We start from the raw sequence: 14,667 nt of genomic DNA, 5'->3' as shown, positions 1-14,667 counted from the left end.
TCCTTTCTTAAAAGAACTATACGTTTCACCCGGATGAATGTCAAGAAAGCGGCAGATTTATCAGATAGATACTCTGCAGCAGAAAAATCGGCCATTTTTAAAGTGATTCGTCGATACGGTGGTAAATCCGGTAAACCTCCCGCTTCGGCAATGAACGGTCGACGGCCGCTTGCCTGATCGCTTCTTTTACCGTTAGATGCTGCGCGTTCACATAGTGGTCGACGTGGGCGTTCAGATCCATTGCCGCCCACCAAAGATCTTCCGGATTTTTCTGTTTTCCGTCGCTTCCCTCTACAACCAGGCAGATCTCACCCTTCAGCACCTCGCCCTGATCCAGAAAGTCCGCCGTTTCCCCAATGTCTCCTCTGACAAATGTTTCATAGCGTTTCGTCAGCTCGCGGGAAAGCGACACACGGCGTTCGCCAAAAGCTTCCTTCAAGTCCTTGATTGTCTCCAGTATGCGAAACGGTGATTCGTAAAAGATCAGTGTGAACGGCAGGACGCTCAGATCCTTCAGCGCCTGATCCCGCTCCTTCTTTGTCCTCGGCAGAAAACCATAGAATAAAAAATGATCCGTCGGCAGCCCAGAAGCGATCAGACTTGTAACCGCCGCATTGGCTCCGGGGAGCGGCACGACCGGGATGCGGCGCGCGATGCACTCGGCAGCAAGATCAGTCCCCGGATCCGAAATACCCGGAGTCCCGGCGTCGGTGACCAGCGCCACATTTTTACCGGACTCAAGTTCAGCCACAAGCTTTTCTCCGCTCTTTTTTTTGTTGTGTTCGTGGTAGCTGACAAGCGGCACATGGATAGCGAAATGCGTGCACAGCTTCATCGTATGCCGCGTGTCTTCAGCAGCCAGTATATCCGCTTTTTTTAAAACATCCAGCGCCCGAAAGGTAATATCGTCCAGGTTGCCGATCGGCGTCGGAACAAGATAAAGTGTCCCCGTACCGTTATTTTCCGTATGGAAACTCTTTTGCTCCCACATTAGCGCCGCTCCTTTGTATCAATGCTTCTTTTTCCCGTTTCGTCAGGTGCTTAATCGTCCATTCCCGCTGCATCGCCGACGACTTGTCCGGCAGCGTCTCTTCATAGACGACACGGAGCGGTTTATGGCTCCGCGTATATTTCGCTCCCTTCCCGCTGCAGTGAAGCGCAAACCGCTTCCGGACATCTGCTGCATATCCTGTATAAAGGCTGCCGTCCGTACATTCCAGTATATAGACGCTGTAATTTTTCATACGTTCGGCCACACATCCTCCGTATACCGCCCCTCCGAGTCGTACACGGCAATCGGCGGCAGCACCGCAAGGCCGGATTTTCCTCCCTTTGCTCCTTCAACAAGGACCATATTGGCGGCTTTTTCTTTTCTCGGATGAACGAACTGCACGCGTTTCGGTTCCATTCCCGCGCGGCGCATCCCGGCCAGAATATCGACAAGCCGCTCCGGCCGGTGCACCATTGCGAACTTCCCGCCATGCTTCAGAAGCTTGGAGGCGACCTCAATGACATCTTTAAGTGTAATCAGTATCTCATGGCGGGCAATGGCCAGATGCGGGTTTGTTTTTTGATCGCGTGCCGCCTCTTTGTTGAAATAGGGAGGGTTGCACGTCACCACGTCACAGCTCTGGCCTCCAAGATAATCGGGAAGCATTTTCGCATCGCCGCAGATAAAATCAATCCGGTCCAGCAAATGATTGAGCGCCGCTCCGCGTTCCGCCAGTTCACAGACTTCCGGCTGGATCTCTATACCGGTAATCCGGCCTTTTGTCCGCCGGGACAGGAGAAAAGGAATGACGCCGTTTCCCGTGCACAGGTCGGCCAACCTGCCGTGTTGAATCGGCACATAGACAAACCGCGCGAGCAATACGGAGTCAAGCGAGAAGGGAAACAGTTCACTCGACTGAATAATCTGCAGATCCGTATTAAAAAGATAATCGATCCGTTCACTCCGGCCGTTTATTGTCAACTTCTTGTCCATTCCCTTACAACTGGATTTTCATTTTATTAGAAAACTTGGCGAGGCCAAGCCCTGGCGCAGGCTGAGCCTTAGTTGCGGGGGCCAGGACGGCCTAATGCCGAACATGCCGCAGGATGCGGCGATCTGTTCGGTCGCTTACACTATAATCCTTAAAATTTTTATACTTTCCTATAGTGCATAAAAACCCGCCGAATAAGGCGAGCCCGGGTCATAACCATGAATAACGGCCGCTCCGTCATTTTTTGTTCAGAAAGGAAAGGCAGAACAGACAGTCCCCGTCTTTTCGTACGCTCCCATAATGCAGATTGCAAATATGAAAGCCTTCCTTATATAGCCGGGCCAGATTATCATACCCTTCACCGATATCCGGTTCTGACATTCCACCGGTTCTCTGTTTCCTGTCTCCGTCCGTCTGTTCATGGCCGGCAGCCTCAATGCGTCTTCTCAGGTTGTGATTTTCAAGGGTGAGATTCTGATTTTCTTCCAGCAGTTCGGCAAGCCGGGATTTTAGATTCCCGAACTCCACATAAACTTGTCCCAACTGTTCTTCCAAATGACTGACTTGCGAGAAAATGTCCTTTTTCTCCAAGTTCATCCACCTCTTATTTAGTGGCTTGCGAAGAAATAGCCCCTTCTTCAATAAGCTCATCCAATGTGTATTCGATCACTTTATTTTCATCCTTTAGTTCTATCTGAACAAGACGTTCCAAAATATTAAGCCCGACCACTCTGCCCTTTCCGTGGTTCACGCTGATGGTCTCACCCAAATCAGGAAGTGCCTGCTTTGCCGACTCATACTGATCATTTTCATATTTCAGGCAGCACATCAGGCGACCGCAGACACCGGAAATCTTGGCCGGATTCAAAGAGAGATTCTGATCTTTCGCCATTTTAATCGATACCGGTTCAAAATCGCCGAGAAAAGTGGAGCAGCAGAGCATCCGCCCGCACGGACCGATGCCTCCGAGCATTTTCGCCTCATCCCTGACGCCGATCTGCCGTAATTCAATCCGCGTCTTGAAAACCGCTGCCAGATCCTTGACCAGTTCCCGAAAATCGACACGACCATCCGCAGTAAAATAAAAAATAATTTTATTGCGGTCAAATGTATATTCAACATCCACCAGTTTCATTTCCAAATGATGGTCGTATATTTTCTGAAGGCAAATATCCATCGCGGCTTCCGCGTCTTCTTTGTTCCTGCGAACCTGTTGGTCGTCTGCCTCCGACGCGAGCCGGACAACCTTCTTCAGCGGGAGGACGACATCTTCCTCATCAACTGTTTTCTTGCCGATGACTACGGTACCGCATTCGATGCCCCTCGTGGTTTCGACGACGACATGGGCATTCTCCGGAATCGTCAGCTGATCCGGGTCAAAATAATATATCTTTCCGGCTTTCTTAAAACGAACGCCGACAATATCGTATTTCATAACTAGAGGATACCTCCTAACTTAATAACAAGCCATTCCATGACACTTAAACTGTTTACATGGGCATCCAGCTGTCTACGGGCATCAAGAATAAGAGACATTGCCCGCACGGCCTGTTCCTGGGAAAAGCGAAACAGCTGCTCTCTGAGCGTTTCGGTCTGATCTTCAAAGATCACCGCCTCAGGACGGTTCAGATGCAGCGACAAAATATCCCTGTACCAAAACAGCAGTAAATCCAAACCAATAGCCATTCGCTGAACATTATCGAAGTTGGGAGTAAATTTCTCGTAAATTAAGGGAAGTGCAGCTTCGGAAGACAAATGCAGTCTTTGCATTAATTGTATCACTTGAGAACGAGCTTCCGCAAACCATTCATCTCTGCACAGGGCGGCAGCAGCCTTATAATCGTGGGTCAGCGCGACAGCAGGTTTAACAAGAGAACGGGGCTGATGTTCCTGAAACAGCCGTTCCTCTACAGCCTGATCAGACAGCGGAACAAACGTCAGCACCTGACATCTTGAAATGATCGTATCCAGCAGTTGATGGATATGATCCGTAATCAAGAGAGCCAGTGTTCCCGGATGAGGCTCCTCTATAAATTTAAGCAGACTGTTCTCAGCCTGAACCGTCATTTTTTCCGCATTTTCAAGAATGAAGACTTTTCTTGCCGATTCCACACTTCGGTAAGAAAATTCTTTCATTAAATAGGCAATCTGTTCCTTTTTGATGGTTGCCGCGTCTTCCTCCGGCCGGACCCGTATCACATCGGGATGATTGCCCGATGCGATTCTCCGGCAATTTCGGCAGTTCCCGCACGGCTCTCCATCCCGCGGTTCCTTGCAGAACAGTGTTTGCGCAAGCAGCAGGGCTGCCTGCCTTTTTCCTGTTCCTTCAGGGCCTTCCAGCAAATAAGCATGTGCCAGTTCATGTCTTTGAACGGCGTGCCGAAGCACTCTTGCCGCGGTTTTCTGCTGATTGTCCAATGTTTTCCAGCTCATACGCTCACTCACTTACCAAGAGAATTTCAAGCTTCATCATTCCGGCACATTTCAAACATAAAGATTAATCAGTAATCCGTGAATTTCGCCCAGTCGATCGAGCAGGCCGATTCCTTCTTTATTTTTATCCAGCAGATCATTCGTCAGTGCAATCAGCTTCTCATCCACAGTCCTGACCAGCTGCTGCTTTGCCCCTCCCTGCTGCCAAGACCGCGACTGCTCCGTCCCAAGTCCTGTCCGTACGGCTTCCTGCATAAACGAACGGACGTATTGTTTATACAACTGTACATCCCGGACCGTTCTTGAGGCCAAAACCCGTTGCGACTGCTCGTCGACTTTATCGAGCAGCGCTTTAAGGGCATCCGAATTCATCGATTGTTCCTGTCCGGAGAGCGTTCTCTCAAATGATACAGACGGTTTTGCAGCCGCTGCGCTGCGGCCGGCCTGCGACTCATTGATCTTCGTTTCCCCGCCTATTTTAATTGGCATAATTTCAGCTCCCTAAATAACGACAAATGCCTCAAAAATGTTTGAACTGATCCACGTCGAGCACGAATACGGTCGCACCTCCGACTTCAACCTCGACAGGATGCGTGATATAACCGTCTGTGTTGCTGTCAAGCGAGGAGATCGGCGACATGACCTGCCGTCTGCTTTCACAATGATCTTTAATCAGCTGAAGCAGTTCGTCAACCCTCGCCTCTTCCGTTCCGATCATGAATGTTGTGTTGCCCGAGCGCAGAAACCCGCCTGTCGTGGCCAGTTTCGTCGCATGAAAATCAGCGTCGATTAAAGCTTCCTGCAAGCGGGAACTGTCCTTATCCTGCACCACCGCCAAGATCAGCTTCAATAAAATCATCCTCTCATCCTTTTTGCATGTATCCGGCCAAAAAATAATGAAAATCCTTTAAAATATGATCAAATACTGCATCTGCACTGTCCTCGCCGTTAATCAGGCAAATACGCTGTTTATTTTCTCTGCTGAGTGTCAAAAAACCTTCTCTGACGCGCCGATGATAGTCAAGTTCCCGCTGTTCGATCCGATCAAGATCACCCGCCGCTTCCGTCACACCTGTTTCCGGACCCCCGCTTCGTTCTCTCAATCGGCTGCGCCCCGCTTCCGGCGCAATGTCGATCATATAGGTCCGATCCGGAGTCAATCCTTCTGAAGCAAAACGGTTAATCGACTGAATCATTTCGACCGGCTGCCCCAGGCCGTATCCCTGATAAGCGATTGAAGCATCAATAAAACGGTCGCACAGGACAATTTTGCCCTGGGCCAGCGCAGGCTTGATTTTTTCTTCGACATGCTGGCTTCGTGACGCTGCATAAAGCAGAATTTCGGTCTTTTGAGTAAGCCGAAGATTTTCCGGATTGAGGATGATCGTACGTATCTTATCACCGATTTCGGTTCCTCCCGGCTCATGGGTCAGAACATACGGTATATGCCGTTTCTCAAGATCGGCTGCCAGCCTGCCGATCTGTGTGGTCTTCCCTGCGCCGTCCGGCCCTTCAAATGTAATAAAAAGTCCCTTGTGATCCATCTTCATGATGCCCCCGCCCGGTAAATGATGATTTTTCCATGATTTGTACTTTCATTTTGAAACACTGCGCCCGACCGCCGCCACCTGCGAATGGCGGCAATCTGCTGCTCCGTGATCCTCTCGCCCTGAATCACCGCGGGAATCCCGGGCGGATAGGGAACGACATGTTCCGCCGCAATCCGGCCGGCCGCGTCGGCCAGGTCCGCCTCCTCCGTGTCCATTCCTTGCAGTGTCCGGTAGGCAAGAGCCAGAGTTGAATATTGCGGAAAAGAAAAAGACTGTGATTGGGGGCCGGCCGTCGTTTTTTTTAAATCTCCGAGACTGCCGGCGATCCGTTTCAGCGCCCGCCCATAATCAATGCGGTTCGACAGACCGAGCACGAACAGTACATGGCGCGGATCGGCAAGCTCCGGATAAATACCGGCGGCAATCAGCCGTTTCTGCCAGTCAAATCCGGATTCCCCGTTTTCCAGTTCCAGCGTGATTTTAAAAGGATCAAGCTGAAAGCGGCCCTCTTTTTGTTCCAGCACTTTGAGTCTTCCCATATTCTTCAGGGCCATGACAAAAGCATCGCGCCCGGCAAGCATCTTCTCCCGTTCATCCTGATTAAGAGTGGCGATATAATGACGCGCCAGATCTAGAGATGCCATAATGGCGTAAGACGGACTGGACGTCTGCAGCATTTCTCGAGCGCCCTCCACTTTCTCAGCCGGCACACGCAGGCTGTTAACATGCAGAAACGCCCCCATCGTCATCGCCGGAAGCATTTTGTGCGCCGAGTGCACGACGATGTCTGCCCCCATATTAAGCGTGCTCGGCGGAACGGGTGGTCCCATTCTGAAATGCGGCCCGTGCGCTTCATCCACCAATACGCTTAATCCGTGAATGTGGGCTTCCCGGATCAAGCCGCTGACATCCGGCGCCATCCCGTAGTAATTCGGATAGGTTAAAATGAGTGCCCTCGCCTGCGGAAACCGATCGATCGCCGCCCTCCATGCCCCCTGATCAATCCCCTCCGCAAGGCCGGATTCAGGATCAACAGAAGGGGCGAGAAAAATCGGACGAACATCCGCCAGCTTGAGCGCGTTGAAAATCGATTTATGACAGTCCCTCTGGACAAAGACAACATCACCCGGTGAGCAGGCGGCCATGACCATAGCCATGTTGCCGACAGTCGAACCGTTAACGAGAAAATAACTGGAGCGCGTGCCATAGTAATCACTGAGCAGCGCTTCCCCTTCACAAAGAATACCTGTCGGATGATACAGATCATCCAAATCGGCAACTTCCGTAGCGTCAAGAGATAACAACTGTTTATAAAAAGAAGCCGCTTTTTCCGGGAAAATGAGTCCGTCCTTGTGGCCCGGGACATGAAAAGAGCAAGCCTGTTTTGTTTGGTATCTGAGCAATCCGTCAAAAACCGGTGTCCGGTTCTGATCCATGATTTTAATCCTTTACTTTAATAGATATGCTTTTATTTTAGCATAATCCATAAAATATCAGCCAATCTGACTTTAATCCCCTGATGACAAATTACCGGCAGTCTTCAGATCGCCAAGGACGGCGCACGGCACAAAGCTTTTCCGCCGCTGCAGTTTCCCCGAATCTGAGTTCTGAAAAAAAATTGAGAAGCCGCTCTTTCAGAGTGCTTCTCCTTCTCAGTCAACCATTATTTGTCTGCTCGCTCTGCTCCGTCACCTTCAACTGGAGCCGGGAAAGTTTATTCACATAATGTCTGTACTTCCAATCGGTCACGTCTGTCTCCACAATCTTTTTCTGACAAGAATCACAGATTAATTGATTGCAAATATGAATACCCGTCTGTTTCACCTGTCCGCAAATCATGCATGTTTCACCCGCCTGCGGATGCATCTGCATGGCCATATTCAACACCCCCGTTACAGGATAGCCATTGCCTGTTGAATCTATTCATCTGAGTTTTTCAGAATATCTTAACCTCACTTTTCATGACTACAACTATGTATACGAAACCGTCGTTTGTCCCGTGCTTTTCATATTTTACAACAGCGTCTGAATGTGACCGTTGATGTAAAAAAGATCAGCTGACCGGACAAGCTTTCGCTCCTGCAGTTCATAAGCCGTAAATGATTCAAAAATCATCATTAGATTGATTTAAAAAAGCCTAAAAAAGAGAGCAGGAAAATGAATCCATCCTGCTTTCTTTTTTGTCAGTGCTTCGTAATCCAGTTCAGGATATTGTCGATTCCATTAGTTGTGTTGGGTGCCGCCGCCATTCGATCGATATAATCGTACCGATCGCGGTATACTTGCTGAACTCCGCTCAGCAATTCATCAGCTGTCAGCGTATCGTCATCAAGCACTTCACAAAATCCTCTTTCACGGAAAGATTTTGCGTTCAATATTTGATCTCCACGGCTTGACCGGAGCGGAAGCGGAATTAAAATCATCGGTTTTTTCAAGGCAAGAAATTCAAATATTGCATTGGAACCTGCCCGGGATACAATCAATGACGATGCGGCCAAAACATCAGGCAGTTCTTTATTAACATATTCAAACTGGCGATATCCGGCCGTGTTATCTAAATCAGTATCGATATTACCCTTTCCGCACAGATGAACGACTTGATAGGTCGTGAGTAACTTCGGAAGCGCCTCTCTGATCATCTCGTTTATCTTTTTTGCACCAAGACTGCCTCCCATGACTAAAAGAACCGGTTTGTCGTTCCGAAAACCGAGAAACTGCAGGCCTTTCAGCTTGTCTCCCTTCAGCAGGCTGTCCCTGATGGGTGCTCCTGTATGTATGACCTTCTCTTTCGGAAAATTTGCCGCAGCTTCTTCGAAGGTGACAAATAACTTTGCTGCAAAATTCACCGCAATTCGATTGGCAAGACCCGGTGTAATATCCGATTCATGGATGTAGACCGGGATCCGGTTTAACCAGCCGCCGATAACGACAGGTACAGATACAAAGCCGCCCTTTGAAAAAATGACGTCGGGTTTAATTTTTCTTAACGTAAAAAACGACTGCATCACGCCCGCAAGCACTTTAAATGGATCTTTAAAATTTTTCATATCAAAATAACGGCGGAGTTTTCCGCTTGATATGGCGTAATATTTAATTCCCCGATCCTGAACCAGGGTCCTTTCGATGCCTTCTTTTGAGCCGATATAAGCGATTTCCCAATCATCCTTTAATTTATCAATCAGCGCAAGATTCGGCGTCACGTGACCCGCCGATCCTCCCCCGGTAAATACAATTTTTTTTACCATCGATTTTCCTCATTTCATATCTTCATCTGTTGACGACATTATAAAGTTTAATACTGCTTCGTTCAGGAGTAAAATGTTTTTAGAAACTTGATCGGTTTATTCGGCCCGGCCAGCGTAAGCCTTACTAATTATCCGGCAAACGGAAAAATCGGGCAATCCGCCCGACCTTCTTTTCCTTTAATAAACAGAGGCACGCTCACACGACCCCTTTTTCTTCATCTTCTGCCGCAAACTGGCTATTATAGAGCTCTGCATAGAATCCTTTCTTTTCCAGCAAAGACTGATGCGTCCCCTGCTCAATCACCTGACCATGATTCATCACGAGAATCAGGTCGGCGTCCTGAATAGTCGAGAGACGGTGCGCGATGACAAAACTGGTCCGGTTCTGCATCAACTCGTGCATGGCTTTCTGAATATGCACTTCCGTTCGGGTATCGACACTGCTTGTCGCCTCGTCAAGAATCAGAATCACCGGATCAGCCAAGAGAGCCCGCGCAATCGTCAGGAGTTGTTTCTGACCCTGCGAGATATTGGTCCCCTCTTCATTCAGTACCGTGCTGTAACCATCCGGCAGCGTACGGATAAAGTGATCCGCGTGAGCTGCCCGGGCTGCCCGGATAATCTCTTCTTCAGACGCACCGTCGCGCCCGTAGGCAATATTTTCACGGATTGTGCCCTTAAACAGCCATGTATCCTGCAGAACCATGCCGAAGAGGTGGTGGAGATGTTCCCTTTTCAGCTTCGTAATATCCATGCCGTCAACAAAGATCTTTCCCTCGCGGCACTCATAAAACCGCATCAGCAGATTCACGAGCGTCGTTTTTCCGGCACCGGTCGGCCCAACAATCGCAACCTGCTGCCCGGCTTTAACATCAATGTTCATATGCTCAATCAAGGGCTTATCTTCTTTATAACGAAATCCGACATCTTCAAATTGGACATGTCCCCGCGGGTGTTCAAGCACACTCACGGTCGGAAGATCCGGCACATCTTCTTTTTCATCCAGAATCTCGAAAATTCGTTCGGCTGAGGCGACTGTTGATTGAATGATATTTGAGATATTGGCAATCTGGTTCAGTGGCTGGCCAAACTGGCGGGCATATTGGATGAATGCCTGTATGTCGCCGATCTGGATCGAACGCTTGACAACCAGAATACCGCCGACAACCGAAATCAGGACAAACCCTATATTTCCGACAAACATCATCAACGGCATCATGATTCCGGACAGGAACTGGGCCTTCCATGCAGAATCATAAAGTCTGTTGTTTATCTTTTGAAACTTTTGAACAGATTGCGCCTCCCGGCTGTAGGACTTGATAATCTGATGGCCGGTAAACATTTCTTCCACATGGCCGTTCAGATGACCGATCTGTTCCTGCTGCTGCTTGAAGTAGCCCTGGGACCGGCGGGTGATGACGCTAATGCCGACAAAACTGAGCGGAAGAGTCAGCAGCAGTACAACCGTGAGGAGAGGGCTGATCGTGAGCATCATCACGATGACGCCGAGCAGTGTAACAATTGAAGTGATTGATGCCGTCAGGCTCTGCTGAAGTGTATTGCTGATATTCTCCGAGTCGTTCACCGCCCGGCTGAGCACTTCGCCATAAGTGTGCGAATCAAAATAGCTGATCGGAAGTCTTGCCAATTTTTCGTTCACCTGTTTTCGCAGCACATAAACCATCTTTTGCGAGACACCGCTCATCAGGTACTGCATCGCATAAGTGAACAGCGAACTGAGCACGTATAAAACAAGCAAAGTCACAACAATATTCCAGATATAACTGAAATCAATCCGGGCGCCGGGAACACCTTTTAATTTCATCATCATACCCTGAAAAAGTTTTGTCGTCGCGTCCCCCATCAATTTCGGCGCAATAATCGTAAAAATTGTGCTTAGAAGAGCCGTGACAAACACGACAATCAGCGTAATCCCGTGTGGTTTCAGGTAGGCTAACAACCTTTTAAATGTTCCCCTGAAATCTCTGGCTTTCTGCGCGGGCATGCGCATGTGCATCGGTCCCCAGCCACCGGCTCTTCCGCGCGAGCTGTTTTCTTCTCTGCTCATGCAAGCCCCTCCTTTTCCAACTGTGAAGCAACGATTTCCTGATAAACCCGGCATGAATTCATCAATTCTTCATGCGTGCCGATCCCCGCTACTTTTCCATCATCAAGAACAATAATTTTGTCGGCGTGAATCACGGTACTCACGCGCTGGGCGACAATAATCAGCGTCGATGAGCGGGTTACTTTTCGCAATTCGACGCGAAGCCTGGCATCGGTCCGATAATCCAATGCGGAGAAGCAGTCATCCAGCAAATAAATATCGGGTTTCCTGACCATGGCTCGGGCAATGGCCAGCCGCTGCTTCTGCCCGCCCGAAACGTTCTTCCCGCCCTGCGCGATCACCGATGCGTAACCGTCCTTCATTTCGCGAATGAATCCGTCAGCCTGGGCAACCCGGGCGGCTTCCCTGATTTCCTCGTCCGTCGCCCCATCGTTGCCATAGCGAATGTTGTCCGCAACCGTTCCAGTGAACAACACCGCCTTTTGCGGAACATAACCGATCATTCCGCGCAGTTTTTCGAGAGGCATCTCCCTGACGTCTGTTCCGTTCACGAGAACGCTGCCGCCTTCCGTGTCGTAAAATCTCGGAATCAAATTCAGCAACGTGGATTTCCCGGAGCCTGTCCCCCCAATAATCGCCGTCGTCTCGCCGGGACGCGCGCTAAAAGAAAGATGAGAAAGAGCCGGTGTTTCGGCACCCGGAAAGCTGTACGTCACATCAATGAACGTGACGCCCGCATCGTCCTGATTTTCCGGAAGATCCTTCTTTTCTTCCGGATCGCTGACGTCCGGAAAGATGTCCAGCACCTCGTTGATTCTGCCCGCGGAAACTTGAGCGCGCGGGATCATGATAAACATCATCGCACCCATAAGGATGGAGAACATGATTTGCATCGCATACTGGATAAAAGCCATAAGACCGCCGACCTGCATGTTCCCACTGTTGATCCGCAGTCCGCCGAACCATACGATCGCAACGGTTGAGAGATTCATGATCAGCATCATCAGCGGCATTGCTGCGGCCATAATCTGATTCACCTTGATGGCTGTCCGGGTCATATCCTGATTCGCCGCGTCAAACCGGCTGATTTCGAAGCGCGTTCGATTGAAGGAGCGAATGACACGAGTACCTGTGAGCCCTTCGCGAAGTACAAGATTCAGCCGGTCCATTTTTTTCTGTATCTCTTTAAATAGCGGAATTCCTTTTTTCGCCAGGAAAAATACCGTGATCAGTATGGCCGGCAAGGCAACAACGAGGACAAGCGACAGCTCTGCGTCCTTGTAGACCGCCATGATAATCCCGCCGACGAACATGAGCGGCGCCATCGTCATCATTTTGAGCATCATCGTATAGACCTGCTCGATCTGCGCGATATCATTTGTGGTCCTTGTAATCAGAGAGCTTGTACCGACCCTGTCAAATTCTTTTAAGGAAAAGGTTTCGACATGGGTGAATATCCCATTTCGCAGATCCCGTCCGAATCCTGTTGAAGCCTTCGAAGCAAGATAATTGGAAATGATCGTAAACCCGCCGGCCATGAGGGTCACTAAAAGCATCAAAATACCTGTTTTAAAAATATAAGGCATATCTCCCTTGACAATACCCGTATCGACAATATCTGACATCAGCGTCGGAAGAAACAGGTTTGCCAGGGACTGCAGGAAAACAAAAATGATCGAGAAGACAACGGATACCCGATAAGGACGCAAATATCTTGACAGGCGAATCAAATTCTTCCATCTCCAATCAAATCAAAATGAATCTATTGAGCAAAAACCGTTTTAAGTATCAGGCTAAATTCATTTTCGACAGCGGCGGATCCGGTATCGAATAATAGAATCCTGGTTTTTCCAGTTCCCACGATAAATACGTTCCGTTCGAATGAGCAGCGGGTGTCATTTATTTAACCCATTACAGGACTTTTAAGAACAGAGGATAGCCTTGCTGTAACATTAAATTATTTTTTTTGTTATTATTTGTGAACACGAGGAAACATGAAATACGCTCACTGCATGCCAATTATTATAATTTTATCAGAGAAAAATATAAATTGATATTAAATACGCAAACACCATTATCACCCATTTGTTCCCTGTCCTTGTGAACGATACTTTCCAGTATTAGAAAAATAATTCGTCTGTCCCTAAAAAAATAGAGGTATCTGCTCAGATGGCGTCACCTCCGAAAAACGGGTATGAAAAAAGACAATTTTTCGACTGTTTTTTAATGGGTCTCTATTTTGATTTTTGGAATTATCTCAGCCTTGCTATTGTTCAGGATCAATTCCGGCGGTTCTGAAAATCGCTTTGCAGAGAGCATTCGGCAGATAAGCGTCCCCGTCCTCCGAGAAAACAAGGCGTGTGGCGTCCTCGGCTTCCGCCGCCAGCCACCCCCCGCCGTAAGGGTTGTCATCCAACGCGGTCTGCTGCTCTTTTGAATCTTCTTCGAGTGAAGCGGCGTAAGTGCCGGTATTAAGACCGGTCAGGTACACGTTATCAAGGAAGGCTTCCATCTGTTCACGGCTCATGCGTTTGATCGCGTCGTAATTATCCACGCTTTTCCCCCTCGTTTCTCAGTTATGTCTCTTCCGTCCGCTGCAGCTGCGCGTCAATATCGCGCCCGCCATGCAGAACCCTGATTACCGCGACAGATTTCAGCGGCTCCACAAGTAAATAGAAAGCGAGATAATTGTCCGTTGGCAGGACACGCAGCCCCTTTCTGTGCCACGGTTCCTTATCGTAGAGCGGGAAGCGGAGCGGCATCGTATTTAGCTTTGCAACCGTATCCATAATGCGCAGGGTCTGTTTTTTCGCGGTTTCCGGTTCGAGCAGTGAGAAGGCTATATATTTATAAATGTCACGCAGGTCGCGCTCCGCGTGCTCGGTATATACGACCTTCCACGGGTTCATACTCCGTAATCCCGCCGCATTTTGTCGGCAACGCTGTCAGCAGACACAACTTTTCCGGCGGTTAGGTCCGCCAGTCCTTTTTCAATTTCGGCGTTGAACTGCTCCTTACTGAGAGAACCGAAAGCGAGCGGTTTACTTTTCGGTAGCTTTATATCGAAAGGAATTCCGCGCTGCAGCACGACCTGACGCAGAAAAAGACCGATCGCGTTGGACATGGGAATACCGAGCTGTTCCAGCACCTGCTCAGCCTGTTCTTTGATTTCAGGTTCGACGCGGGCGAAAATATTTGATGTTCTTGCCATTTCAAACACCTCCCGTGCTTATATAATACTCAATTGTATTGCGATATGCAATCACATTGCAAAAGCTCTTTTTAGAATATAAATAGCAGTACTAATGCTTTGTATGTTGCAAAAAGAGAGGCGCCTCTCAATGACTGAGAAGTGCCTCTCTTCGTTTTCCTATTGCCTGGCAGTGACC

Annotated in this window: 17 protein-coding genes; all 17 read right to left on the bottom strand. The window is 49.0% G+C overall.

Going from position 1 to position 14,667, the window contains the following annotated elements; genetic code table 11:
• Positions 1-97 precede the first annotated feature (97 nt).
• The 17 genes from rsmI to IEX81_RS15015 all read right to left on the bottom strand — a co-directional run bounded on the left by rsmI (position 98) and on the right by IEX81_RS15015 (position 14,489).
• Positions 98-991 carry a 16S rRNA (cytidine(1402)-2'-O)-methyltransferase gene (gene rsmI / locus IEX81_RS15095; RefSeq protein ID WP_188804814.1) on the bottom strand — a complete coding sequence of 298 codons (894 nt, stop codon included), beginning with the start codon at positions 989-991 and terminating at the stop codon, positions 98-100.
• Entirely contained in the window at positions 957-1,244 is a 288-nt protein-coding gene (locus IEX81_RS15090; protein WP_188804812.1) for a GIY-YIG nuclease family protein, read from the bottom strand. The genes rsmI and IEX81_RS15090 overlap by 35 nt, the downstream gene beginning before the upstream one ends.
• Positions 1,241-1,984, bottom strand: a complete 744-nt coding sequence (locus IEX81_RS15085; protein ID WP_188804810.1) for a tRNA1(Val) (adenine(37)-N6)-methyltransferase — start codon at positions 1,982-1,984, stop codon at positions 1,241-1,243. Before IEX81_RS15085 ends, IEX81_RS15090 begins: the two co-directional genes overlap by 4 nt.
• Positions 1,985-2,219: 235 nt before the next feature.
• A complete protein-coding gene (gene yabA / locus IEX81_RS15080; protein ID WP_188804808.1) occupies positions 2,220-2,573 on the bottom strand; it encodes a DNA replication initiation control protein YabA in 354 nt (117 codons plus the stop codon).
• Between the two features lie 13 nt (positions 2,574-2,586).
• Entirely contained in the window at positions 2,587-3,417 is an 831-nt protein-coding gene (locus IEX81_RS15075) for a PSP1 domain-containing protein (protein ID WP_188804806.1), read from the bottom strand.
• A gap of 2 nt (positions 3,418-3,419) precedes the next feature.
• Entirely contained in the window at positions 3,420-4,415 is a 996-nt protein-coding gene (holB, locus tag IEX81_RS15070) for a DNA polymerase III subunit delta' (protein WP_188804803.1), read from the bottom strand.
• A 51-nt stretch (positions 4,416-4,466) separates the two neighbouring features.
• Complete coding sequence (locus tag IEX81_RS15065; protein ID WP_188804801.1) at positions 4,467-4,904, bottom strand: YaaR family protein; 438 nt, start codon at positions 4,902-4,904, stop codon at positions 4,467-4,469.
• A 31-nt stretch (positions 4,905-4,935) separates the two neighbouring features.
• On the bottom strand, positions 4,936-5,265 hold the full coding sequence (darA, locus tag IEX81_RS15060) for a cyclic di-AMP receptor DarA (RefSeq protein WP_188804800.1): 330 nt from the start codon (positions 5,263-5,265) through the stop codon (positions 4,936-4,938).
• Between the two features lie 13 nt (positions 5,266-5,278).
• Positions 5,279-5,959 (bottom strand): dTMP kinase, encoded by a 681-nt coding sequence (tmk, locus tag IEX81_RS15055; RefSeq protein ID WP_188804886.1) that lies wholly within the window; start codon positions 5,957-5,959, stop codon positions 5,279-5,281.
• 2 nt (positions 5,960-5,961) lie between these two features.
• On the bottom strand, positions 5,962-7,401 hold the full coding sequence (locus IEX81_RS15050) for an aminotransferase class I/II-fold pyridoxal phosphate-dependent enzyme (RefSeq protein ID WP_188804797.1): 1,440 nt from the start codon (positions 7,399-7,401) through the stop codon (positions 5,962-5,964).
• A 220-nt stretch (positions 7,402-7,621) separates the two neighbouring features.
• A complete protein-coding gene (locus IEX81_RS15045; protein WP_188804795.1) occupies positions 7,622-7,843 on the bottom strand; it encodes a sigma factor G inhibitor Gin in 222 nt (73 codons plus the stop codon).
• A 305-nt stretch (positions 7,844-8,148) separates the two neighbouring features.
• Positions 8,149-9,210 carry an undecaprenyldiphospho-muramoylpentapeptide beta-N-acetylglucosaminyltransferase gene (gene murG / locus IEX81_RS15040; RefSeq protein ID WP_188804793.1) on the bottom strand — a complete coding sequence of 354 codons (1,062 nt, stop codon included), beginning with the start codon at positions 9,208-9,210 and terminating at the stop codon, positions 8,149-8,151.
• 196 nt (positions 9,211-9,406) lie between these two features.
• Entirely contained in the window at positions 9,407-11,278 is a 1,872-nt protein-coding gene (locus IEX81_RS15035; protein WP_188804791.1) for an ABC transporter ATP-binding protein, read from the bottom strand.
• Positions 11,275-13,008 carry an ABC transporter ATP-binding protein gene (locus IEX81_RS15030; RefSeq protein ID WP_188804789.1) on the bottom strand — a complete coding sequence of 578 codons (1,734 nt, stop codon included), beginning with the start codon at positions 13,006-13,008 and terminating at the stop codon, positions 11,275-11,277. The genes IEX81_RS15035 and IEX81_RS15030 overlap by 4 nt, the downstream gene beginning before the upstream one ends.
• Before the next feature lie 536 nt (positions 13,009-13,544).
• A complete protein-coding gene (locus tag IEX81_RS15025; protein ID WP_188804787.1) occupies positions 13,545-13,832 on the bottom strand; it encodes a hypothetical protein in 288 nt (95 codons plus the stop codon).
• 22 nt (positions 13,833-13,854) lie between these two features.
• Positions 13,855-14,187, bottom strand: a complete 333-nt coding sequence (locus tag IEX81_RS15020; RefSeq protein ID WP_188804785.1) for a type II toxin-antitoxin system RelE/ParE family toxin — start codon at positions 14,185-14,187, stop codon at positions 13,855-13,857.
• On the bottom strand, positions 14,184-14,489 hold the full coding sequence (locus IEX81_RS15015) for a type II toxin-antitoxin system RelB/DinJ family antitoxin (RefSeq protein ID WP_188804783.1): 306 nt from the start codon (positions 14,487-14,489) through the stop codon (positions 14,184-14,186). Before IEX81_RS15015 ends, IEX81_RS15020 begins: the two co-directional genes overlap by 4 nt.
• Positions 14,490-14,667: the final 178 nt, after the last annotated feature.

Origin of the sequence: Sporolactobacillus putidus (assembly GCF_014647035.1) — a bacterium.
Taxonomy (GTDB): Bacteria; Bacillota; Bacilli; order Bacillales; family Sporolactobacillaceae; genus Sporolactobacillus; species Sporolactobacillus putidus.
Note: the sequence above shows the minus strand (reverse complement) of the source record. Positions and strands in the feature narration are given on the sequence as shown.